Origin of the sequence: Metabacillus sp. Hm71 (assembly GCF_051842955.2) — a bacterium.
Taxonomy (GTDB): Bacteria; Bacillota; Bacilli; order Bacillales; family Bacillaceae; genus Metabacillus.
Genome location: NZ_CM200278.1, coordinates 2626927 through 2643821 on the forward strand (window position 1 = coordinate 2626927; position 16895 = coordinate 2643821).

At 29.4% G+C, this 16895-nt stretch carries 37 protein-coding genes; all 37 read left to right on the plus strand.

The genetic code is table 11. The features are described 5' to 3' along the window. Positions 1-74: 74 nt before the first annotated feature. The 37 genes from ACSVDH_RS12470 (at position 75) to ACSVDH_RS12650 (ending at position 16889) form a co-directional block, all read left to right on the plus strand. Positions 75-767 carry a helix-turn-helix domain-containing protein gene (locus tag ACSVDH_RS12470; protein WP_439249651.1) on the plus strand — a complete coding sequence of 231 codons (693 nt, stop codon included), beginning with the start codon at positions 75-77 and terminating at the stop codon, positions 765-767. Positions 768-796: 29 nt separating this feature from the next. Continuing rightward, the gene (locus ACSVDH_RS12475; protein ID WP_439249652.1) at positions 797-1072 is read left to right on the plus strand and encodes a hypothetical protein; all 276 of its coding nucleotides are present in this window, start codon (positions 797-799) and stop codon (positions 1070-1072) included. 34 nt (positions 1073-1106) lie between these two features. Continuing rightward, complete coding sequence (locus tag ACSVDH_RS12480) at positions 1107-1448, plus strand: helix-turn-helix domain-containing protein (protein WP_439249653.1); 342 nt, start codon at positions 1107-1109, stop codon at positions 1446-1448. Between the two features lie 24 nt (positions 1449-1472). After that, positions 1473-1979 carry a helix-turn-helix domain-containing protein gene (locus tag ACSVDH_RS12485; protein WP_439249654.1) on the plus strand — a complete coding sequence of 169 codons (507 nt, stop codon included), beginning with the start codon at positions 1473-1475 and terminating at the stop codon, positions 1977-1979. Between the two features lie 29 nt (positions 1980-2008). Then, positions 2009-2212: a hypothetical protein gene (locus ACSVDH_RS12490; RefSeq protein WP_439249655.1), complete on the plus strand. Its 204-nt coding sequence runs from the start codon at positions 2009-2011 to the stop codon at positions 2210-2212. Positions 2213-2245: 33 nt separating this feature from the next. Next, positions 2246-2485 carry a hypothetical protein gene (locus ACSVDH_RS12495; RefSeq protein WP_439249656.1) on the plus strand — a complete coding sequence of 80 codons (240 nt, stop codon included), beginning with the start codon at positions 2246-2248 and terminating at the stop codon, positions 2483-2485. 37 nt (positions 2486-2522) lie between these two features. Further along, positions 2523-2798, plus strand: a complete 276-nt coding sequence (locus ACSVDH_RS12500) for a hypothetical protein (RefSeq protein ID WP_439249657.1) — start codon at positions 2523-2525, stop codon at positions 2796-2798. Positions 2799-3092: 294 nt separating this feature from the next. After that, the gene (locus ACSVDH_RS12505) at positions 3093-3269 is read left to right on the plus strand and encodes a hypothetical protein (RefSeq protein ID WP_439249658.1); all 177 of its coding nucleotides are present in this window, start codon (positions 3093-3095) and stop codon (positions 3267-3269) included. Between the two features lie 104 nt (positions 3270-3373). Beyond that, positions 3374-4543: an AimR family lysis-lysogeny pheromone receptor gene (locus ACSVDH_RS12510; protein WP_439249659.1), complete on the plus strand. Its 1170-nt coding sequence runs from the start codon at positions 3374-3376 to the stop codon at positions 4541-4543. A 34-nt stretch (positions 4544-4577) separates the two neighbouring features. Then, a complete protein-coding gene (locus ACSVDH_RS12515; protein WP_439249660.1) occupies positions 4578-4712 on the plus strand; it encodes a hypothetical protein in 135 nt (44 codons plus the stop codon). 147 nt (positions 4713-4859) lie between these two features. After that, positions 4860-5063: a hypothetical protein gene (locus ACSVDH_RS12520; protein ID WP_439249661.1), complete on the plus strand. Its 204-nt coding sequence runs from the start codon at positions 4860-4862 to the stop codon at positions 5061-5063. A gap of 148 nt (positions 5064-5211) precedes the next feature. Next, positions 5212-5391 carry a hypothetical protein gene (locus ACSVDH_RS12525; RefSeq protein ID WP_439249662.1) on the plus strand — a complete coding sequence of 60 codons (180 nt, stop codon included), beginning with the start codon at positions 5212-5214 and terminating at the stop codon, positions 5389-5391. 34 nt (positions 5392-5425) lie between these two features. Then, positions 5426-5746 carry a hypothetical protein gene (locus ACSVDH_RS12530; RefSeq protein WP_439249663.1) on the plus strand — a complete coding sequence of 107 codons (321 nt, stop codon included), beginning with the start codon at positions 5426-5428 and terminating at the stop codon, positions 5744-5746. Next, positions 5747-5929: a hypothetical protein gene (locus tag ACSVDH_RS12535; protein WP_439249664.1), complete on the plus strand. Its 183-nt coding sequence runs from the start codon at positions 5747-5749 to the stop codon at positions 5927-5929. Positions 5930-5967: 38 nt separating this feature from the next. After that, on the plus strand, positions 5968-6432 hold the full coding sequence (locus ACSVDH_RS12540) for a hypothetical protein (RefSeq protein WP_439249665.1): 465 nt from the start codon (positions 5968-5970) through the stop codon (positions 6430-6432). Positions 6433-6458: 26 nt separating this feature from the next. After that, positions 6459-6854, plus strand: coding sequence for a hypothetical protein (locus tag ACSVDH_RS12545; RefSeq protein WP_299848053.1), 396 nt, complete (start codon positions 6459-6461; stop codon positions 6852-6854). A gap of 18 nt (positions 6855-6872) precedes the next feature. Beyond that, complete coding sequence (locus tag ACSVDH_RS12550) at positions 6873-7031, plus strand: hypothetical protein (protein WP_299831479.1); 159 nt, start codon at positions 6873-6875, stop codon at positions 7029-7031. 45 nt (positions 7032-7076) lie between these two features. Further along, complete coding sequence (locus tag ACSVDH_RS12555; protein ID WP_299831482.1) at positions 7077-7256, plus strand: hypothetical protein; 180 nt, start codon at positions 7077-7079, stop codon at positions 7254-7256. 140 nt (positions 7257-7396) lie between these two features. Continuing rightward, entirely contained in the window at positions 7397-7609 is a 213-nt protein-coding gene (locus tag ACSVDH_RS12560; RefSeq protein ID WP_299831485.1) for a hypothetical protein, read from the plus strand. Positions 7610-7654: 45 nt separating this feature from the next. Further along, the gene (locus ACSVDH_RS12565; protein WP_299831488.1) at positions 7655-8053 is read left to right on the plus strand and encodes a hypothetical protein; all 399 of its coding nucleotides are present in this window, start codon (positions 7655-7657) and stop codon (positions 8051-8053) included. After that, positions 8050-8193 (plus strand): hypothetical protein, encoded by a 144-nt coding sequence (locus tag ACSVDH_RS12570; protein WP_299831491.1) that lies wholly within the window; start codon positions 8050-8052, stop codon positions 8191-8193. Before ACSVDH_RS12565 ends, ACSVDH_RS12570 begins: the two co-directional genes overlap by 4 nt. A 310-nt stretch (positions 8194-8503) precedes the next feature. Next, positions 8504-9004 (plus strand): SLOG family protein, encoded by a 501-nt coding sequence (locus ACSVDH_RS12575; protein WP_439249666.1) that lies wholly within the window; start codon positions 8504-8506, stop codon positions 9002-9004. An 11-nt stretch (positions 9005-9015) separates the two neighbouring features. Then, positions 9016-9216 carry a hypothetical protein gene (locus tag ACSVDH_RS12580; protein WP_439249667.1) on the plus strand — a complete coding sequence of 67 codons (201 nt, stop codon included), beginning with the start codon at positions 9016-9018 and terminating at the stop codon, positions 9214-9216. After that, on the plus strand, positions 9216-9368 hold the full coding sequence (locus ACSVDH_RS12585) for a hypothetical protein (protein WP_439249668.1): 153 nt from the start codon (positions 9216-9218) through the stop codon (positions 9366-9368). The genes ACSVDH_RS12580 and ACSVDH_RS12585 overlap by 1 nt, the downstream gene beginning before the upstream one ends. Before the next feature lie 28 nt (positions 9369-9396). Continuing rightward, the gene (locus ACSVDH_RS12590) at positions 9397-9588 is read left to right on the plus strand and encodes an SGNH/GDSL hydrolase family protein (protein ID WP_439249669.1); all 192 of its coding nucleotides are present in this window, start codon (positions 9397-9399) and stop codon (positions 9586-9588) included. Positions 9589-9828: 240 nt separating this feature from the next. Then, on the plus strand, positions 9829-10050 hold the full coding sequence (locus ACSVDH_RS12595; protein WP_439249670.1) for a hypothetical protein: 222 nt from the start codon (positions 9829-9831) through the stop codon (positions 10048-10050). Positions 10051-10067: 17 nt separating this feature from the next. Further along, on the plus strand, positions 10068-10241 hold the full coding sequence (locus tag ACSVDH_RS12600; protein WP_439249671.1) for a hypothetical protein: 174 nt from the start codon (positions 10068-10070) through the stop codon (positions 10239-10241). Between the two features lie 30 nt (positions 10242-10271). Continuing rightward, positions 10272-10472 carry a hypothetical protein gene (locus tag ACSVDH_RS12605; RefSeq protein ID WP_439249672.1) on the plus strand — a complete coding sequence of 67 codons (201 nt, stop codon included), beginning with the start codon at positions 10272-10274 and terminating at the stop codon, positions 10470-10472. Between the two features lie 44 nt (positions 10473-10516). Continuing rightward, the gene (locus ACSVDH_RS12610; RefSeq protein WP_439249673.1) at positions 10517-10816 is read left to right on the plus strand and encodes a hypothetical protein; all 300 of its coding nucleotides are present in this window, start codon (positions 10517-10519) and stop codon (positions 10814-10816) included. A 246-nt stretch (positions 10817-11062) separates the two neighbouring features. Continuing rightward, positions 11063-11206: a hypothetical protein gene (locus ACSVDH_RS12615; protein WP_439249675.1), complete on the plus strand. Its 144-nt coding sequence runs from the start codon at positions 11063-11065 to the stop codon at positions 11204-11206. Positions 11207-11263: 57 nt separating this feature from the next. Continuing rightward, entirely contained in the window at positions 11264-12325 is a 1062-nt protein-coding gene (locus ACSVDH_RS12620; protein ID WP_439249676.1) for a tyrosine-type recombinase/integrase, read from the plus strand. Between the two features lie 106 nt (positions 12326-12431). After that, entirely contained in the window at positions 12432-13781 is a 1350-nt protein-coding gene (locus tag ACSVDH_RS12625; protein WP_439249677.1) for a DNA sulfur modification protein DndB, read from the plus strand. Between the two features lie 11 nt (positions 13782-13792). Then, positions 13793-14764, plus strand: coding sequence for a phage lytic cycle repressor MrpR family protein (locus tag ACSVDH_RS12630; RefSeq protein ID WP_439249678.1), 972 nt, complete (start codon positions 13793-13795; stop codon positions 14762-14764). A 364-nt stretch (positions 14765-15128) separates the two neighbouring features. Then, positions 15129-15518: a helix-turn-helix domain-containing protein gene (locus tag ACSVDH_RS12635; protein WP_439249679.1), complete on the plus strand. Its 390-nt coding sequence runs from the start codon at positions 15129-15131 to the stop codon at positions 15516-15518. 496 nt (positions 15519-16014) lie between these two features. After that, positions 16015-16299 carry a hypothetical protein gene (locus ACSVDH_RS12640; RefSeq protein WP_439249680.1) on the plus strand — a complete coding sequence of 95 codons (285 nt, stop codon included), beginning with the start codon at positions 16015-16017 and terminating at the stop codon, positions 16297-16299. A gap of 259 nt (positions 16300-16558) precedes the next feature. Beyond that, a complete protein-coding gene (locus ACSVDH_RS12645; RefSeq protein WP_439249681.1) occupies positions 16559-16741 on the plus strand; it encodes a hypothetical protein in 183 nt (60 codons plus the stop codon). Then, positions 16725-16889 carry a hypothetical protein gene (locus ACSVDH_RS12650; RefSeq protein ID WP_439249682.1) on the plus strand — a complete coding sequence of 55 codons (165 nt, stop codon included), beginning with the start codon at positions 16725-16727 and terminating at the stop codon, positions 16887-16889. The genes ACSVDH_RS12645 and ACSVDH_RS12650 overlap by 17 nt, the downstream gene beginning before the upstream one ends. Positions 16890-16895 lie beyond the last annotated feature (6 nt).

A 16895-nucleotide genomic window follows, 5' to 3' on the forward strand; every position in this document is an offset into this window, starting at 1 on the left:
ATGTATGTAAGTAAATATTAAAATGTCTGTTATTTTACATACGTTTAGTATATAATAAGGTTGAGGTGAATAAGATGGAAGTATTAGCAAAGAGGTTGAAGTGGCTTAGAGAAAAGAAACGATTAGCACAAAAAGAAGTTGCAATAGAGATAGGAATGAAAACAGTTAATGGATATCAGAAGATTGAAATGGATGAAAGAAACCCTAAATTAGAAACATTAGTAAGATTGGCTGAATTATTTGAAGTTAGTACAGATTTTTTATTAGGATTGAGCGATAAAAATTCCGAGATTAAAGAAATTGAAAATGAGTTATTTGAATTAAATACTAGACTTACTGTAATTGAAAGTGAATTTACTCTTCATTCTCACAAAGCTATTAGTTTGAAAAATGATTTAAATGAAAAAAAGAAAGGAAAATTACATGATTTAACATACGATTTTAAGTCTAAAGAGTTAGAAATCATAGAAGATATGAGAAATAAATTAGAGAATGAGTTGTATAAATTACGAAATGAATTTGGATCACAGTTATTTACCTATATTGTTGCTTTACTCGAATTGCCTGGATCTGATCCAAGCAAAGACTCTACAATAAAAAAGTTTTTACCAATTGAAATTAAAATTAAAGAGACTCTCTATGATATATATTATTTAGACTTTTATGTAGCTAAATTTGATTTTGTAGGATCATTTGGTACTTTTTATTCTTATGAAGATGCCGAAAACAAACGTATAGAAATATTAAAAAGGATTTATGTGAAATAATCATTTTAATTAGAAAAGAGGTTTGAATAATGGAACAGGATAGATTTAATCAAATTCATGATAGGTTATTTGATGTATTAGGCGAAAAGCCAGCTATGAGAGATATTTACTTTGTTAATGAACAATTGCCAAGAGAAGTAAAACTACTTGCTGAACAATGGGGGTGGCATGATACAGAAGTTAGAGAAAAAACATATGGTTGGATAAAAGAAAATATAGATAATATTAAGGAATATTTAAAGAAAGAAGATAAGGAGTTTCATACTAACGTAGACCAGTATCTAAAAGATAGAGGTTGGAAATAAAAGAAATGATTTATATAGAAATGAGGGAATTATAATGTATGGAGAACGCTTAAGATTATTGAGGAAAGCCAATAGATTAACTATAGAAGAAGTGGCACTCAGAATAGACCTTGCTAAATCAAGTTATGCTGGATATGAAAGTGAAATAAGAACTCCACCAGTAGAAAAATTATTAAAACTTGCAAGTATGTATGATGTGTCGATTGATTATATATTGGGTAATACAGATGATCCATATCCAAAAGATGATAGAAGAGATATTAAAGAGTTTTTGAATAGGCAAGGTCTAAATTATGATGGCATTGAAGTTGACGAGAATACAATAAAAGTCATTAAGGATGTACTCGAATTAGTTGCAAGCTCGAAAACAAAATAAAATTTTGATTTAAGGATGTTGTATATGACCAATCCTATTGAATTCGGAAAATATCTAAGACAAATAAGAAGAGAAAGTGGATTAACATTACGTGGTCTTGAAAATTTATCCGGTGTAACAAATGCATATCTTTCACAAATAGAGAATGGTAAGAGAGGTATTCCATCTCCAGATATTTTAAAAAAGATTCATGAACCCTTAGATATAGATTATTATGAATTGATGCAGAAAGCCGGATATATTGCTAATGACGAAAAATGGTCAAAACTTAAAGATATTCTCACTGAAGAGATTGTCAAAGCAGTTGATGATAGAGAAGTTAAAATAGAAAGAGGTTTAACTTGGATACTTCAAGAAATGGAAAGACTAGAGGAACAGAATTCAATTAAAAAGGAAGAAAAGGTTGTAGAAGAAATGAGTATAAGTTCAAAAGAATATAATGATCGTTTAGCTAAAAAGATTTTTGATTTTTGTAAGGATAAGTCTATCCCAAGAATGATCGAAGAGCATAGGAAAAATAAATCCAAATAAAATTTAGTTTTAAAGGGAGTTGATTGTTTATGAAAATAACATGTGATTGTGGTAATGAGACAAAGTTTATTCCAGCTAAATACGAACCTTGCTTTGAAGGTGATGAACCTATGGTTGATAATTCATACCAATATACAAAATATGACGAAGATAAATTTGGAATTTGGTCACGACATGGAGATGAACAAGGAATTACGTGTAAACAATGTGGTAAGAAGATATGGTTTTATTAAAATAAAAGACTGATTTTAAGGAGAGGTGTTAATATGCGTTCAGAAGGAGATACATTTAAAAAATTTTATAAAGTAATTCAAAGTGATGAATATAAAGACAATGTATCAAAGGTTGCTAATATTATTATTGATAATGTAAATGGTCAGAATCATGTAGACAATAATGAAACTTTGGACTATGCCATTGACCTAACTGAATTTTTTACAACTGATTTAAAAGCAGCTATTTATAGAGGAATAGTTAATGACATGCACGAAAAGCTTTTAAAATAAAAGTCTAATTTTATATAAAAATTAAGGAGGAGAAACCATGAGAGAAGATCAAATCATTTATGTTGTAACGGCAGGTTATTATGAGGAAAATTGCAATGTTTTATTAACAGATAGTTTAGATAAGGCAATAATTAAACTTCTAAATGTAAGAGGTGGTGCCTCAATCCAGATTTGGAAGAACGAAGAGGAAATTCACGAATATGGAACGTACACTTACGAAAACATGAAGGATTACGAAAAAATATATTCTGATATTAGATTTATCAAAAAAAATGGACTTAATGATTATTTAGAGAAAGTAAGACAAAATTGAAATTTTAAGGAGTGGTTATCATTAATCCAAATATACCGTTCATTTTATTTTATGATTTGAAACAAGAAGATCTTATGGATGCTGTAAACCTATCAAACAACTTAATCATGTTTAATACACAGCTTAAAGAATTTGAAAATAAGTACTCCTTAGATTTAGAAAACAAGAGTTATAAAGAAGTATTAGAAGCTATACAGAACTTGGATGAAAAATTATTTGAGTTAATAGAGTCAAAGGGTGCGTAAGCAGCACTCCTACATAATATAGATAAATTTAATGAGAGGAGAAAAGGACATGAGATTATCTTTATTAGAGGAAAGTGAAAAGTTAGCGAGAGTTGAAACTGTAATATTTAAATCATTTAAGGAGAAGGAACATATTGTAAATCAACTAAAAAGGAAGTATAATAAAGTTAAAATGACCTTCTTGGACAACATGATAATTTATCAGTATTACGAAAAAGAAAATTAAAAAATATTATAAATAAATTTAATATACATATTGAAATGTCGTCCTACATATAGTACAATAAAGTCATACCAAATAATTACCAATAAACAAGGCAGGTGAAACTCATGTCAGATCTAAAACAGATGTTAAAGAATAAATTCGATGAGAATAGAGGCTTACTTAAAGAAGTTGCAATTGCAGCAGGATTAAGTAATTCCACAGCACTATCTAAATGGCTAGATGATCCAAAAAAAGAATTGTCAGACTTTAATGTGCTGGTGTACATCGTAAAATCTTTATATCCTGACAGAGAGTATGAGCTAATTAGCAGTTATAGTTTATCAATAAACCCTACGAATCAAGCTGCTAGGCAAGCCTTAGAGTATGCAGATGTGAATTTTCTTACTGAATTGACTGATAAATTAATCATTCGCTTAAAGGAATCTAAGAATAGTACTAGTAAAGAGTGGGCTGAGGTATATGAGTTACATAGAAGATTAGCAACAGGTCAAATTTCTGTAATTGAAGCTAGAGACATTTTATGTGACATAACAATAAAGTCAGTTGAAATGAAATTATTCAGCAAAATAATGTTTTTATATCCTTATCTTAATAAAAGAGATTTCAAAAGCCTTAAAGAGACGCTAGACTACATTGATTTAAATAAAATTAATGAACTTTCAAGCACTTATTTAAGTGGGTCATTCAAATGTAGGATCTTAATGATTAGAGCAAATTCAAATGTTGTAGAAGCCAATGTAGAGGACGTAAGAGAAAATGTTAATGAATGCTTAGAAATCACTAATACCCTTAGATTTATCGCATTTGGCTATTTAAACATTGGAAACTCTTATATATTTGAAAATTATGATGAAGCTAAAAGAAACTTTCTGAAAGGTTTGGAGGCAGCAGGAGACAATCCTATTTACAGAACACAACTTTTGAGAAGTTTATCTTTCTTGGAAAATTACTGGGGAAAAGAAAATAATTATATTGATAAATATTCTGATGAAATTGATGACTTACAAGAAGTTGCATTTATGCACATTAGAAAAGGTGAAAATGACAAAGCACTAGAAATTCTAGATGCGATGAAAAACAACAATGACTTAACTGAATATGATTTGGCCTATGATAATTTTTACAGAGGTTTAATTACCAAAGATAAAAATTACTTCTATGATTCAATTGAGTATTTCATATTAACTGGTGATAAGTTTTTCAGAAAAGCACCGTTAATTGAATTAAAAAAACTTGGAGAGAGTGATAGATCATTGAGACTTTATTCCTTGTGATAAAGCACCTCCTCATGAAAGGAGGTGAAATACCATGACAAAGAAAATAGTAGCATTATTAGTAGCTGTATCATTAGTTGTTGGATTTGGAGTTGGTTTATATACTGGTTCTAAAGCTGAAACAAAAGAAGATGTAAAAATCACGTATAAGCCAGGTTTTGGTGGATAAGCATTAAAAGTAAATTAAATATTCGTAGTACATATGAAATGGTGTTTGGTTCTTCGGAACTGAGCACCATTTTGTAATTTAAAGAGAAAATTCCAGAATTTCAAAAATGGAAAATTGGAATCAAACGAAGGATAAGGGGAGATTGGGATGAAGAAATATACGTTGAAGAAATTACAGAGAGAATATTTCAAAGCGCAGCAAGAAAGATTGCATAAGGATCATGAAGGAATTGTGTGCAACACTTGCTGGACTCCACTACCTGATAGTTATTGTTATAAATGTGATCAGCAAGTAGATACACAACAAGACAGTTTTTTAAATTTAACTGCTGAAGAATTTAAGGCAGTTTAAACGACAAAAATGCATAGTTCTTTAAGGCTAGAAAACTCTAGTCTTATTTGAACATGTTTTTATAAATAAATTTAATTTAATAGTTGTAATCTCATCCGTTAGCGTATATAATGAAATTAAGAAATGAAACTAACGGAGGGATTGAATTATGGAACTTAAAAAGGTGGTGGGTGCGAGTGTAACACACATTGCAGAGGCCAGATATAAAAACTTTAACGGGGTAAACTTAAACAATGATAACGTAGCTGTAAAAGCTGTTAAGAAAAGAACACCAGAAGAAATCAGAAAACAAATGACGTTAGGTTACATGAAAATGTTAAGTAAATAAATTATATACAATTGAATAATCGGAGGGTAATATTATGTTAGATGCTGTGGATTACTTCGAACTAGATCAAATGAGTGAAGAAGAATTATTTAACAGCCAGAAAGAACATAAACTTAGGGAACTATACAACATACGAACTGTCATACATAACAACTTACATAAGTTTGATTTAGCTACAATTGAAGAATATAAAGATTATTTATTGCAGCAATTAGATGAAGAGGTAAACGCAATAGATTTCTATAACAACATAAATAATACATATGCAGAACAGAATTTTAAACAGTTTTTAATAGAATATAAAGGTAAATTAATTAGTTTATTTGATGAGTTTCTTTGTGTGGAGGTGAATTAAATGATTAAGCATAAAATAATTAAAACTGATAAAGGTAGAGTAACAATACAGACTAATTCATTTGGTATTCCACAAATTAAAGTTAGAGTTAATAATCAAACTTATAAGGTAGGTTGTTACTATAACAACATAAGGGAAATTGAAAATGTTGTATATGCGTTATTAAATTCTAGAGAAAATTAGGACTTTAAACAAATTCATATAACAGGGGAGATGAAGCAATGGATAAGGTAATTTCTATATTGGAAGAAATTAAAAAAGATTCAATAATTACGGGATCAGGAAATGTAAAAATTTCAGACAGTGATTACAAATGGTTAATAACTAAAGTAGAGGAGTTAAACCAGGAGAATAAAGGCCTTAAAGAATGTGAAGACTGGTTGGTTAAAATACGCGAAGATATGCCAGACATCGAATATTTGTTGGGTACTGTTGAATTAGCTATTGCTAAACCGGAAGGTATTTATGAAATGGTCATGGAGTTAAAGCAATTACATAAGGAAACTGAAACTAATTTAAAGGCTGCCTATGCATCAGCTAATTATCAAAAAGAATTGAGAAAGGAATCAGAAGAAAGAGAAATGCTTTTAGAGAAGGAAAACAAACTTCTTCGCAAGTTTATAGAAGATAATGAATTAGACTTATTGATGGAATTTAAAAATTACTTTCCGAATGGATTAAAATAAAACAGAAATTTTAAGGAGTGATTACAGTGGAAAACTGGGAAAAGCAAGAACTTATAAAAGAAAGATTAAATGATTTTTACTATGAAAAACTAAAATTTTGTGGATGTGGTAATCCAGGGGACACTTTGAAGCTAATCAAAGAATTACTGAATGCAATTAACGATAAATACGTCAATGAAGTTCCTTATGAAGTGCATCAAAATAGAATTCATTCACTATTTGAATTTGAAGATAAATCTAAGCCGAAATTGAAGTTTACCGATATTCAAAACGGAATTATTCAATTTGTTATGTATCAATTAGATTTAATCGAGGTATTAGAACATGGTGGGTCAATCGGAGGATCTTGGTTAACATCGTATGGTAAACAGATAATGGAGTATTTAAATGAATGTGAGGATATTGACACAGTATTAATCTAATAAAAGGAGGTTTTTAATGTGATTGAGAGTTATGTTTATGTAGTTCTTTGGAAATATGATGGGCGTAAAGGAGTAGAAATAGTCTTTAAAGAATACTCCGAAGCCGAAAACTTTATAGCCACTAAAAGTAATAAAGACTACACAAGTTATGAAATACAAAGAAGTAAAATTCAATAAAAGTTTAGTCGTATATAGATATTTACATAACAGGGAGGAATAAAAATGAAAAGTAAATTTATAATAGAAAGTCCATCAGGCTTAGATCGCCTTACTGTAACTGGTGAAGATACAGATTTGTATCCTGATAAGTATATAACATTGCGAGTCAATGATGGAGAAGATAGTGTAGAAGTAAAATGCTCTGAATTATTAAGAGCACTTAATGCAATTATAGGAGGATGATTAAATGGGCTTGATCGCTGGTTTATATTTCGGTTTTATCATCGGTTATATATTTAGATCATGTGTTTATTATAGAAGATGGAAAATCAAGGGCAAGGAATTCCTTTAATACGTATACTTTATTGAAAGGGGAAATTTAAATGAAATTTAAAGTAAGTGTGGCATCAGAAGATATCAGTAAATATATATTGTTTCTAAATGAATTTGATTTTGAATTAAGTGAAGAGTATGAAGATGAGGGCTATATAATTATTAATACTTTAGAAGATTTAATTAAATTGAGAACTAATATAGGGCAAAGTTTAATTTTAGGGCAAAATTCAATTACAATTTATGATGATTGGATGGAGTAATAATTAAAATAAATCATCTATTTTATAAGGAGTTGATTATTATAAATGAGCGAGAAAATAAATAGCTCTTTTCAAGAATTAAAAGAAATTATCCAAAAGTACGGGTACTCAATTACATTTTCCACAGCTTACTTTAATAGGAAAATTCAAACAGGAAGTGCTGTGGATCATGGTAGGAAAACAGTTATTACAATGCCTAGAATAACTGAGAGAGAAATAATAGGTGTTTGTCACGAGATAGGACATATCATTGATAGACAAAAGACAGGTAAGAAAAGAGATAGAAGTAATAAGTTAATAAGAATGTATGAGGAGATAATCGCTTGGTTATATGCTATTCCAATTCTTATAAAATTTAAAACACCTTTAAAACTAACAATACATAACATCTTTTTCTCTTTGTTATCACACTTAGAATATAAAAAGAAGAGGTTGAAAAAATGACTTACGCTGATTATTTAGCAATTAAAAAAGCAGTGATTGAAGAGGATGCGACAGTAAATTATGTTAAAGAAAAACTAAACATACCTCATATTGTAGCACGATGTTTAGTGAAGGATTGGAAAACAGAAAATGGCGAATAAATAAAATGAAGTTTGTATCTAAAATTAGGAGGTAGGGGAAACAATGTTAATAACATTTGTAGTTTTTATGATTGCAAATATGATTGCTGCTTTAGTATTACTTCAGAGAGTATGTGAAGAGAAATTTATGGAAGATGGTTTTCAAGTTAAACACATTTTTGTATTTACGCTATTTCTTCCAGCTGTAATATTAGTGTATCTTCTAATAGGAATAGCGTATGTCATATACTATATTTATGACAAGATATCCTGGATATTTAACATTAGATTATTTTAATGAAATGGAATTTTTATCGAGAGGAGAAATTTGATGAATATAGAGAATTCACTATGCTTTACCGGAAATAGACCAAATAAACTCTATGGATACGATCCAAAATCAGAAGGAAATCAAAAGTTACTTTGGAAACTTAGAGATGAAATAATTAATCACATTCAAATACATAACACAGATACTTTTATAACAGGAATGGCATTAGGAATTGATATGTGGGCGGCTAGAATAGTATTAAAACTCAAAGAAACATATCCAGGTATTAAACTAATTGCAGCAGTACCATGTAAAAATCAAACTAACAAATGGCCAGAAAACAGTCAAAAGGAATGGAAAAGTATTATTGATAAATGTGATAAAGTTCATTATGTATCTGAGGAAGCCTATACTTCTTGGTGTATGCAAATTAGAAATGAATGGATGGTTGAAAATTCAAAATATGTAATAGCAGTTTGGGACGGAACTAAAGGTGGAACAGCGAATTGTGTCAATCATGCACATAAGCAAAATAAACATATAACAATAATTAAACCATAGGAGTGATATAAATGTACGTTATAAAGACCGACAAAGGTTACATAAAAGGAACAGTCAGAAGTGGATTTTCATTTACAACTAAAGCTCATGCAAGACATTTTGATAGGATTGAGTTGTTAAGTAAGTATGACCATATTTCTACTGATTTAAAGGATCATTATGGATGCGAGGATGTAGAGGCTGAAAAACATGGAGAAGAGGTGGAAGTGTGATGAAAAATCTAACAAAAGAAGATATTGAGAATCTTGAAAATACAACGGTTTTGCAATTAGCACAACAATTAGAAGATGGTTTGTTACATTCATGTAATCTTGATGAAGAAATGACTGTCTTAGAATTTATTAAGTACTATCTACATAAATAGAAGATTATATTGGGAAATGAGGAAGCTAATGGAATTTAAATTTGAATTAGATAAAATTATTAATTCTGCAAAAGAGTTGGGAGTTGAGGTTAAATTAAATTCAAATAATCCAGGGGTATTTATAACAGATAAAGACGGAAATACAAAGAAAGCAGAATTTGAAGATATTTTTCCAGAATTAAAGGAGGAGTTGAATAATGATCCGAAAAGAGAATTTTAAGATGGCTCATGAAAGAAATTGGTCTGTTAGGGAGTTAGATGAACATATTGAATTAATTAATCATAAAGGCATTAAATTTAGAACATTTAAAGGACATATTGAGTTAAATAAATTTCTAAAGTATTTAAATAGTTAGGGGCAGTTGGTTTTCCACGCCAACTGGTGATCCCCTGTGAACAGATGCTAGACTCTTATTATGTGTAGCATTTTTAAAAAATATTCATTAAAGGAGAAATACATATGAAATCATTTGATACTGAAGAAACTGTTTTCTATGATTTATTAGTGTACAATGCTGAGAAAATTGCAGATGGAACACAAGAACCGATTAAAGCAGGAAGATTTTGTGAGGAGAATATGCCAAGATTAGAAAAGATTAATGAGGCTGTGAAAGCAAAAGGGTTCGATACTTTTGAAATTGAAACAAATAAAATAACCACTAAAAGATATCTGGTGAAATAATTACAGGAGGAATTAAAATGAAGATAGTTAAAGAGTTAGCACCTACTTTATGGATATTTGCTGCTTGTTATTGTTTGTTTAATTTTAATTCTATTGAACATATTGTCTTTGCATGTACAATGTGTATCTATAGTTTTTTATCATTGATTTTAAATGAAATAAGAGGATTTGGTAATAAGAAAAAAATTTAAATATAAGAACAATTTCAAGGAGTGGTAAGTGTGAAAGCATACTATGTTTATTCATGGGAAGGTGAATATGAGCAATACATGGAAGATGATAAAAAGTATTTTCTTAATAAGGAATCTGCATTGAATTACGAGTTTGAACTACTGTTAGAATACAATAAAATAAAGGCAAAACACGGCATTCATTATGTAGGTGGTGTAATTTTAGAAGAAATTGAAATTATTGAAGACTAAATATAATAACACTTTTAAAGTAAATTATACATAGGAGGATTCATATGACTAATGAAGAAGTATTAGAAATGTTAAAGGATAAAGATATAGATGATCCTGAATTTTTTAAAGCAATCAAATTTCAAATGGAGCAGAATTTATGGAATTTAAGAAAGAAACTTAGTGAGACCAAAATTTCTAATAGCGAAAAAGAACTGGTCAAGAAAATTACATTGGCAGCATTTGATAATGAAATTAAACAGATGGAATTTATGGATGATTTAATGCCTCCTGATCAAACAGAGAAGGATTTTAAAGAATATGTATTATCATACAGAGAAAGAATTTTAGAACTTTTTCAATAAATTTTGCCTTTTATTAAAAATAGGCCTAGAATAATCTAGACCTAATAAGAGAGTTCCATCCTTCAATCAGTCACCTTAGATTTATTTTTCCTAATATCATATGATTTATACATTAAAAAGACCTGGACAAAAAGGTCTTTTATTTTTTGTAAATAAATTAAACATATTGTGTTTACATGCATAATATAATATGGTATACTTTGAATAACTAGAAATCGGAAATATAAAGGGAAGGGGGAGTTTAAAATGGTACTCGTAGATCTTTTTGATTATCTAATTAGAAATACAAAGAAAATGAAAACATATGAGCTAAAGAAACTTAAGAAGGATTTACTCGCTATTGTAAGTGTAATTAATCGTGAAATTGAACGTGCAAATAAATCATCATAATCCATTCATAAATAAAATAAACGTGAATAAAATGTAAAATAAGAGGGGATGATTATAATGTTAGCTAATAATATTGTGAAATTAAACAACACAGAAGTTTATGATCAAATTTTACGTTACTTCAAGAAAATCGAAGACAGAACAGATAAGCCAGAAGAAGAAAAAGAACATCACACTAAAAAATCATACATGCCAAAGATTGAAAAGTTTTTCTCTATTGTGAGACCAGATTGTAAAGGAGATTTAAGATTCTTAACAAGAAAAGATGTACAAATAACACTTGAAGACTTCGAAGACTTTATTGAAGAAATGAGACAGTCAGATACATACGTAAATAAAACAATTAATTTGTATGTAACTGCTGCCAGAGGACTACTTGATTATTTACATTCTAAGAAAATTGTTAAGGATATAAGTTACTTTAGTCAAATTGAACGTCTGCCTGAATCAAATAAAAGTCATGGAGTTTTATCTGTTGAGGAAGCGTTAAAAATGGCTGAATTAGCATTAGAGGAAAGGGAAAAAGGTGAAATTAAAAGAATGTTAATCCTATTCTCTATAGACACTTGTATTCGTAAAGGTGCTTTATTAAAGTTAAAATGGAGTAATTTTAGAGAAGAGAATGGCGTTGTTATTATTGAAGGTGTGGATAAAGGTAATAAGGAATTTAGAAAAACTATAGCTAAATGGTTCTATGATGAGATGGTTAGTGTATTAAAGACTGATAATAGTGAATATGTATTTAATATTAATAATAAAGGAATTCAAGGCATGATGAATAGGCTTAAAGAGAAAATGAATATTAGTGAAGATCGGCAGATTGTATTCCATTCCCTACGTAAGACGGGTGCTTCATTCACCTACAGATTGCAGGGAAATGATATCATGGCAGCTAAAAAAGCATTAAACCATAGCAACATTAACAGTACAATGAGGTATATTGGCGACAGAGATCATGGAGCATGCGGAGCTGTTTCGCTAGGTAAAGACTATGATAAAGATGCATATAAGAAAATTAACCATGAAGAACTATTAAAAATTATTGATGAAATGCCAGGAGACTATAAACTTTACATTAACATGAAGATACAAGAATTAAATCAAAATGTGTCAAAATAAGTCATAACAAATAAATTAATTAGAAAATAAACCAAAAACGTTTACAGGTGTAAAGATAAATATTATTATAATATTAGACACTATAATTGGATAAGGTGTGATTTTTATGAGTACACAAATTAAAAAAGATAAAAATGAATTTATTAATGATCTTAGAGAAGTATTTACGCAAATTAAAGATGATAAGAAAATTACAGATAAGATTAAAAACAACATGAAAAAATTTAGAGTTTTACCTGGTCAAGTTCAAGAGTATATTAATGGTCAAGTAGAGATGAGGGAAGAAGATATTTCTTTCATCTCTATATTGGCAGAACAAACTTATATTGTTACAGGTAAGAGTTTAGCGAATCCATTAAACACATTAACCGAAAGAGAAATGAAAGAAATTAAATCTAATTTTGAAGGGTATAATATCGAGAAACCTGATTTTCCTTATACATTTAAAGGTGAAGTTATTCGTGTAACTGATGATTTCCATGTTGTTAAATCGAGTCTGAAAGAAATTAGTTTTTTATTTAACAGTTCTCTTTTACAATGGAATGCTGAGACGCAAAGGGAAAGTAGACAACACAAAGATAAAAGAACAGGAAATATCATTGAAACACCTAAGCTTGTTGCGAAAAATGTAAATGAAATTAAAGAATTAACAAAGAAAGGTCAGTTAAATATATCTGAGATTACTCTAAATGCTCGACTGGGAACTTCAGATGAAGACGAAGAGCTAATTTATGATGGATCAGAAAGAACGTTAACAGTAACAAAAGGTACACTTTTAGATGTATTGGATGGCTATCACAGAACAAACGGAATTGCTCAGGCTCTAAGAGAAGATCCTTCTATTGATAGAGAAATGTTATTGTTCGTATTGAATTATGACAAGAAGAGAGCTCAAGAATTTTTCCGTCAGAAAAATACTTTCACAGTAGTTAGTAGTAGCCACCTTAAGAAAATGGGAGACGTTAGACAGGCAGATTTTATTGCTAAACAAGTTCAAGCTAATAGTGAATTAAGTGGAAAAGTAGCAGCTGGAGACCATATATCTCCTAATTCAGATTTATTGCTAACATTTAACACATTGTCTGATTCAATTGATGAAATTTTTAATATAACAGATAAGCCAACGGCAATTAAAGTATCTAGATATTTAACTGATTTCTTTAATGAATTATGCTTCAGTTATCCAGATGAATTTCTAGGAGATATTGCAGAACATAGAAAAACTACTCTAATAAATGCGAATGTAATGTTTAATGGATATGTTCAATTAGCAAAAAGAATGTATGACGAAGGTATTAAAGTAAATAAATTAACAAGAATTCTCAGTGATATTGATTTTTCAAGAGATAATAAAATGTGGGTAGACCTTGATGTATTAGATCAATCAAACAGAATTAAAAATTCATCTAAAAAACAAATCATTAAATTTTTCAATGAACTTAAACTGAATAAGTGAGGTAAATACCAATGGCTGAATTATATAATCCAGAGATAAAAGAGGAATTTTTAAGTCAGTATCCAGAAAATACTCGTGAAACTTATAGATATGTATTTATTAGAAGTAAAGCAACTGAGGATATTATAGGGAGAGATCTGTACACTTTTTCAGCAGATGAAATAATCTCGACACTTAAAGATGCAAATCATACTACATTGAACGCAATTAGACACAGTTGGAATATTATTAAGTTATACCTTGATTGGGCTGTGAGATATAGTGGAAGTAATATAAATCAGGCAAAAAACATTACAATGGATGAACTTAGAAATTGTTTAGATAAGAGTAAGAAACTTTATATGACAGAAGAAGAACTTATTGAGATTGAAGATAAAGCTGCCAATGCACAAGATATAGTTGCATTACGATTAATATTTGAAGGTGTTGGAGGATCAAGCTTATCAGAAGTTTGCAATCTAAATTACAATGATATTGATTGGAATAACAATAAATTAACTCTTAAAGATGATAAACATGGTGAAAGAGAAATAACAGTAAGTGACAGATGCATCAAGATTATTAAAAGTGCATATTTGCAATCGACTTATTATAAAAATAATGGTCAATCTACAGCAAGAAATCCTGAAGCAGAACTTCAAAAATCAGATTATATATTACAAAACATTCAAACAAATCTAACTAAAAACGTTAATGGAGTAGATAGACATACTATATACAGAAGAGTAACAACTTTAAGTGAATCATTTGACTTGCCATATTTGACTCCAAAGAACGTTGAGAAGTCAGGTATGATCAAAATGGCCTATGATTTATATAAAGAAAGTGGAAAGTTAGATAATGAAGAATTAGAAAAAATTGCAGATAGATTTAGTGTTCGTAAAGTTAAAATAGCTGGAGTATATAAATATAATTACCAAACGTTAAGAGAATTTATTAACATGGAAAATATAAAAGAGCTATATTTAAATGATGAAGAATAATTACAGCATTTAATCCCTTGAAGTTAGGGATTAAAGCTTATACATAAATAAAATTAATATACATTGTGTGTTTAATAGTGGGGATTTTTTGGGGGTAAGTATGTATAAATAGTGAAAATGTCCTTAGTATTTAACACATAATTTGACAATTAACACTTTTCGACAAAATTAGATAAAGACAAAGTCACATTATTGTAGTAAACTTAATACATATTATAGCCTAATACCTACTTTGTTGAAGTGTAGGATATAATGCCTATAAAGGCTTAATTATTATTACTGATTAATCTATCAGGTTATTTTTTAATCTGACAGTTTATTCTATTGATTCTGTGAAAGAAAGGGTGGGTGAAATTGCATACAAATGGGAGCCAATGTAGGAGACTTATTAAGATTGAAAAGGCTAGAAAAGAAGCATACGTTAGAACAGATTGCGAGCTTAGTTGGCGTATCAATTAATTACATCAAAGATCTAGAAAAAGGTAATAAGTCAAATCCTTCAGATGAGATAATTGTTAGGTTAGCTGAGGTATTAAACTTGGATGAAGATGAGCTTTTCTTGTCCTTTAATAAAACTCCACTTTCAATTCAAAGAGAAATAGAACAGCATCCTAGTCTAGTTAAAGCATTATCGCAAATTAATGATGATGATACTTTATCTAAAGAGGAGAAAGAGGAGTTTTACAATAGAATGGTATATTGGTATAGGGAGCTCGCTAAAGAAAAATTAAGTAAAGGCAGGTTGTTTATTTGACCTCACGAGAATTTGAGCAGCACAATAGCTTATTTTGGGAACATATAACTGACCATATGATCATCGCATTTTCATTTGTTTGTATTGGGTTAATACTAGGTATTTTCCTTTGCGTTTACGTTTACCAAAACATACGAGTTGACTATTCCATTACAAACGGAAAAATAATGAGGGTTGAACAAAATAACAAGAACTGGATAATAGCAAATCCAAGAAGCTGCATGGAAATATGGGACATAATCATTCTTACAATATTTAAGATTGGACAGGGTAGATGCATAGATAATCATGATCGTAAGCGAATAAAGATGATTAAGTTTGTAATTTTATTATTATTATTCGTTTCAATTTTATCCGGTGTCCTACTGATTTTATCAGCTTCAACAACAGACTTAAATATCTTTAACTATGTATTTAATGACTAGTAATTTGCTTGGTAAAAAGGTATAATTAGAACACACGTTCTGTTATAAATACATTATATGGGGGAAAGAATATGGAATTTATTCTTCAAGGAGAAGCAAGATTAGACTTTTTTTGTATGACTAAGGAGGAAACGGAAGAGAGCGCAGTACTTAAATTTATTAAATTATTGGATATGGATTATTTAAAAATTAGAGAAATTACAGTAGAAGGATCTGACGGTAGATTACATAAACTAGGAATCGAAGGGTCTGAAATGGAAATTAACTCAATTATAGAGGTAGACGAAGATACACCTAAAAAGTACTTAGACTACCAAGTTGGCGGCTTAGTAGTCTCAGAAAGTACTGGTATATAATTATTTGTTGTTCTTGTTATATAATTACGTTGGTAGCGTAATTATTATGTACGTCTCATTTATAAGTTAATTTTAATATATCGTGAGACGAAATATCAACGAAAGTGAGTTGCGGTATATCGCAAAAAGTATGCAATTAGCGAAATGCGATATACCGCAATGTATAAATGTAAAAATTGAGATTTTTTATTTTCAATTTGGACTTTCTGTAGTAAACTAAGGACAATGACCTATTAACACAAGAAAGGGAGAGATAAGCTTGCGGATAGGCAGTATCATTGCACATTTAATAAATAACGAAGATGAAAAGATTGCGGTATTAACAAGTCAGGCTAGTTTGTTAAACGTTGATGAAATAGAATCAAAAACGATAAAACAAGTGTTATTATTTGATCCAAAATCATTTATGGAGGGTATAGAAGAAGATGCAGAAACTGATTAATCATTTACAAAACAATCCACAAGAAGCCTTAGCTATAGTTGAAGGAAAAGCATCTCCAGTCGAACGTCTTAGTCCAAAAGAACTATTAGAAGTAATTAAAACAATCACAACTGACAAAACTTCAGCATTTATGAAGTACTGGGGTTAAAATAAA

What these genes read in the sequence shown, in the direction of transcription:
- ACSVDH_RS12640 (WP_439249680.1), top strand. Translation starts at nt 16,015, where the DNA reads ATGGAATTTATTCTTCAAGGAGAAGCAAGATTAGACTTTTTTTGTATG.
- ACSVDH_RS12590 (WP_439249669.1), top strand. Translation starts at nt 9,397, where the DNA reads ATGGAATTTAAATTTGAATTAGATAAAATTATTAATTCTGCAAAAGAG.
- ACSVDH_RS12490 (WP_439249655.1), top strand. Translation starts at nt 2,009, where the DNA reads ATGAAAATAACATGTGATTGTGGTAATGAGACAAAGTTTATTCCAGCT.
- ACSVDH_RS12650 (WP_439249682.1), top strand. Translation starts at nt 16,725, where the DNA reads ATGCAGAAACTGATTAATCATTTACAAAACAATCCACAAGAAGCCTTA.
- ACSVDH_RS12525 (WP_439249662.1), top strand. Translation starts at nt 5,212, where the DNA reads ATGGAACTTAAAAAGGTGGTGGGTGCGAGTGTAACACACATTGCAGAG.
- ACSVDH_RS12625 (WP_439249677.1), top strand. Translation starts at nt 12,432, where the DNA reads ATGAGTACACAAATTAAAAAAGATAAAAATGAATTTATTAATGATCTT.
- ACSVDH_RS12630 (WP_439249678.1), top strand. Translation starts at nt 13,793, where the DNA reads ATGGCTGAATTATATAATCCAGAGATAAAAGAGGAATTTTTAAGTCAG.
- ACSVDH_RS12520 (WP_439249661.1), top strand. Translation starts at nt 4,860, where the DNA reads ATGAAGAAATATACGTTGAAGAAATTACAGAGAGAATATTTCAAAGCG.
- ACSVDH_RS12595 (WP_439249670.1), top strand. Translation starts at nt 9,829, where the DNA reads ATGAAATCATTTGATACTGAAGAAACTGTTTTCTATGATTTATTAGTG.
- ACSVDH_RS12575 (WP_439249666.1), top strand. Translation starts at nt 8,504, where the DNA reads ATGAATATAGAGAATTCACTATGCTTTACCGGAAATAGACCAAATAAA.
- ACSVDH_RS12570 (WP_299831491.1), top strand. Translation starts at nt 8,050, where the DNA reads ATGACTTACGCTGATTATTTAGCAATTAAAAAAGCAGTGATTGAAGAG.
- ACSVDH_RS12600 (WP_439249671.1), top strand. Translation starts at nt 10,068, where the DNA reads ATGAAGATAGTTAAAGAGTTAGCACCTACTTTATGGATATTTGCTGCT.
- ACSVDH_RS12540 (WP_439249665.1), top strand. Translation starts at nt 5,968, where the DNA reads ATGGATAAGGTAATTTCTATATTGGAAGAAATTAAAAAAGATTCAATA.
- ACSVDH_RS12560 (WP_299831485.1), top strand. Translation starts at nt 7,397, where the DNA reads ATGAAATTTAAAGTAAGTGTGGCATCAGAAGATATCAGTAAATATATA.
- ACSVDH_RS12615 (WP_439249675.1), top strand. Translation starts at nt 11,063, where the DNA reads ATGGTACTCGTAGATCTTTTTGATTATCTAATTAGAAATACAAAGAAA.
- ACSVDH_RS12555 (WP_299831482.1), top strand. Translation starts at nt 7,077, where the DNA reads ATGAAAAGTAAATTTATAATAGAAAGTCCATCAGGCTTAGATCGCCTT.
- ACSVDH_RS12530 (WP_439249663.1), top strand. Translation starts at nt 5,426, where the DNA reads ATGTTAGATGCTGTGGATTACTTCGAACTAGATCAAATGAGTGAAGAA.
- ACSVDH_RS12585 (WP_439249668.1), top strand. Translation starts at nt 9,216, where the DNA reads ATGAAAAATCTAACAAAAGAAGATATTGAGAATCTTGAAAATACAACG.
- ACSVDH_RS12535 (WP_439249664.1), top strand. Translation starts at nt 5,747, where the DNA reads ATGATTAAGCATAAAATAATTAAAACTGATAAAGGTAGAGTAACAATA.
- ACSVDH_RS12495 (WP_439249656.1), top strand. Translation starts at nt 2,246, where the DNA reads ATGCGTTCAGAAGGAGATACATTTAAAAAATTTTATAAAGTAATTCAA.
- ACSVDH_RS12515 (WP_439249660.1), top strand. Translation starts at nt 4,578, where the DNA reads ATGACAAAGAAAATAGTAGCATTATTAGTAGCTGTATCATTAGTTGTT.
- ACSVDH_RS12580 (WP_439249667.1), top strand. Translation starts at nt 9,016, where the DNA reads ATGTACGTTATAAAGACCGACAAAGGTTACATAAAAGGAACAGTCAGA.
- ACSVDH_RS12510 (WP_439249659.1), top strand. Translation starts at nt 3,374, where the DNA reads ATGTCAGATCTAAAACAGATGTTAAAGAATAAATTCGATGAGAATAGA.
- ACSVDH_RS12620 (WP_439249676.1), top strand. Translation starts at nt 11,264, where the DNA reads ATGTTAGCTAATAATATTGTGAAATTAAACAACACAGAAGTTTATGAT.
- ACSVDH_RS12470 (WP_439249651.1), top strand. Translation starts at nt 75, where the DNA reads ATGGAAGTATTAGCAAAGAGGTTGAAGTGGCTTAGAGAAAAGAAACGA.
- ACSVDH_RS12610 (WP_439249673.1), top strand. Translation starts at nt 10,517, where the DNA reads ATGACTAATGAAGAAGTATTAGAAATGTTAAAGGATAAAGATATAGAT.
- ACSVDH_RS12475 (WP_439249652.1), top strand. Translation starts at nt 797, where the DNA reads ATGGAACAGGATAGATTTAATCAAATTCATGATAGGTTATTTGATGTA.
- ACSVDH_RS12500 (WP_439249657.1), top strand. Translation starts at nt 2,523, where the DNA reads ATGAGAGAAGATCAAATCATTTATGTTGTAACGGCAGGTTATTATGAG.
- ACSVDH_RS12505 (WP_439249658.1), top strand. Translation starts at nt 3,093, where the DNA reads ATGAGATTATCTTTATTAGAGGAAAGTGAAAAGTTAGCGAGAGTTGAA.
- ACSVDH_RS12480 (WP_439249653.1), top strand. Translation starts at nt 1,107, where the DNA reads ATGTATGGAGAACGCTTAAGATTATTGAGGAAAGCCAATAGATTAACT.
- ACSVDH_RS12565 (WP_299831488.1), top strand. Translation starts at nt 7,655, where the DNA reads ATGAGCGAGAAAATAAATAGCTCTTTTCAAGAATTAAAAGAAATTATC.
- ACSVDH_RS12635 (WP_439249679.1), top strand. Translation starts at nt 15,129, where the DNA reads ATGGGAGCCAATGTAGGAGACTTATTAAGATTGAAAAGGCTAGAAAAG.
- ACSVDH_RS12485 (WP_439249654.1), top strand. Translation starts at nt 1,473, where the DNA reads ATGACCAATCCTATTGAATTCGGAAAATATCTAAGACAAATAAGAAGA.